Annotated in this window: 2 protein-coding genes and 1 pseudogene; all 3 read right to left on the bottom strand. The window is 38.9% G+C overall.

The features are described 5' to 3' along the window. Window positions 1–969, bottom strand: a 969-nt coding sequence (locus tag ACRCJ0_RS12665; RefSeq protein WP_431390654.1) for a histidine kinase dimerization/phospho-acceptor domain-containing protein, incomplete at its 3' end; no start/stop codon positions are given. Next, a complete protein-coding gene (locus tag ACRCJ0_RS12660) occupies window positions 969–1,676 on the bottom strand; it encodes a response regulator transcription factor (RefSeq protein WP_003143523.1) in 708 nt (235 codons plus the stop codon). The genes ACRCJ0_RS12660 and ACRCJ0_RS12665, both read right to left, overlap by 1 nt. Window positions 1,677–1,720: 44 nt before the next feature. Continuing rightward, a pseudogene (locus tag ACRCJ0_RS12655) lies at window positions 1,721–2,054 on the bottom strand (NADP-dependent phosphogluconate dehydrogenase); the annotation flags it as partial.

The following is a 2,054-nucleotide window of genomic DNA, read 5'->3' as shown; positions in this document are numbered from 1 at the left end:
TGCATCAACCTGCCCTGCTCGAGATAAATCTAACATCTCTTGCACGAGAACTTTCATTCGTTCTAGCTCATTTACAGAGGCTGATAGCGACTCTTCAAGTATCTCTGGATCATCCTTACCCCAACGGTTTAACATGTTTAAATGCCCTTCAATGATGGCTACTGGTGTTCGAAGTTCATGAGAAACATCTTCTACAAAGTGAATTTGTTGGTCAATATACTCACTCGTTTGATCAAGCATCTGGTTGATACTTTCAGAAATTTCAGTGATTTCACCGCGGTATTCTGATACGTTCAAACGGCGGTCAGCAATATTATCTGCAGTGATGTTCTTTAAGAAACGCTTCATCTTTTGAATCGGTTGAATAAAGTAATAAGCTACACCAAGACCAGCGACAACGGCGATGACTAAATTAACCCCCGCCATAATGATCAATTCAGTTTGTTTATCAGATAATTGATTGGCAACTGTTTGGTAATCAAAGGTCGCAAAATAATACCCAATTTGGTCAGACCCATCATATAGTAATTGATAAGTCAGGAAGTCGCCAGTTTCATCCGATTTCGTTCGGCCTGTCGTTCTATTAGTTGAGTAACTATCTACAGTAGTCCCTGAATTATAAACCAGGTTGCCATTTTCATTATAGACTTGGATTTTCACGTTATGTTCATTCAAGTAATCTTCTAATGAAATATTTTCAATGGCAATCCGTGATTGGAATCCTTCACGCACTTCTGAAGCTGGGCGCGACGCTAAAGAATTTAGATAGGTTTGTAAATACGTGTCAATTTGTGTAACCTCAGTCACATAGTCTTCTTCTAGCGCTCGTTGTTCTTGAATATTTGAAATGATGGGGCTCACACTCAAGGCCAACCAAAACAAGCTAGATAAAACTAAGCCCCACTTCCAAATTAATGAAAATGGGTGCTGCAGTTTTGTTTTAAAATCATTTAAAACGTTATTAAACATTATTCTGGGGTCCTCATTACATAGCCCGTACCACGGACAGTTTGAATGTAACCTGGTTGACCATCTACATCGATTTTATTTCGTAAGTAACGAATATAAACATCTACCACGTTGGTTTCAACTTCAGTTGTATAGCCCCATACTTTATTTAATAATTCTGTACGAGGTAATACCACGTTAACGTTCTCCATTAACATCACCAATAACTCGTACTCACGTTTTGTTAAATCGATAATCTCTTCGCCACGGCGAACGATACGATTTTCTTTTTCAACAGAAAGGTCACGGAAAGTTACTTTCGTTTGTTTTCTGTGTTGTTGTTCTTCTTCGATATCAATACGACGAAGTAATGCACGAATACGTGCCAATAATTCTTCAATCGCAAACGGCTTAACGATATAGTCATCGGCACCGTGGTCAAAACCTGATACACGGTCAATAACTGAATCTCTAGCCGTCATGATGATTATCGGCACATCTGAAGTTGGTCGTAAACGACGACACACTTCAATTCCGTTGATCTCTGGCAGCATTAAATCTAACAAGATTAAGTCCCAGTTGCCTTCTTGGGCTTTCTCAAGCCCAATACGACCATCCTTAGCAAGTTCTGTTTCATAGCCCTCATGTTTAAGTTCTAATTCAACAAAGCGCGCTAAGTTTTTTTCATCTTCAACGATTAAGATGCGTTTTGCTTTTTCTTCACTCATAATTTCACCCTATTTCCTGCACAAATTCATGGGCAAGCCCAAAATTAAGCATCGATTTGTTCTTCTTTATCCCATAATAAGTGATAAGAACCTTCAGCATCAACACGTTCATAAGTATGCGCACCAAAGTAGTCACGTTGTGCTTGAATGATGTTCGCTGGTAAAGTTTCTGAACGGTAGCTATCGTAGTAAGACAAGGCAGATGTGAAACCAGGTACTGGAATACCAGACTTAATTGCTTCTGCTGCTACTTCACGAGTTGCTTGTTGGTAATCTTTAGCAATATCCATAAAGTATTCATCTAATAAGATGTTTTCTAAGTCAGCGTTGTTTTCGTAAGCATCCATGATTTTTTCTAGGAAGCCTGCACGGATGATA

Source organism: Aerococcus sp. L_32 (assembly GCF_050689315.1).
Note: the sequence above shows the minus strand (reverse complement) of the source record. Positions and strands in the feature narration are given on the sequence as shown.

Coding starts and splice junctions, on each gene's coding strand:
- ACRCJ0_RS12660 (WP_003143523.1), bottom strand. CDS start 1,676: ATGAGTGAAGAAAAAGCAAAACGCATCTTAATCGTTGAAGATGAAAAA.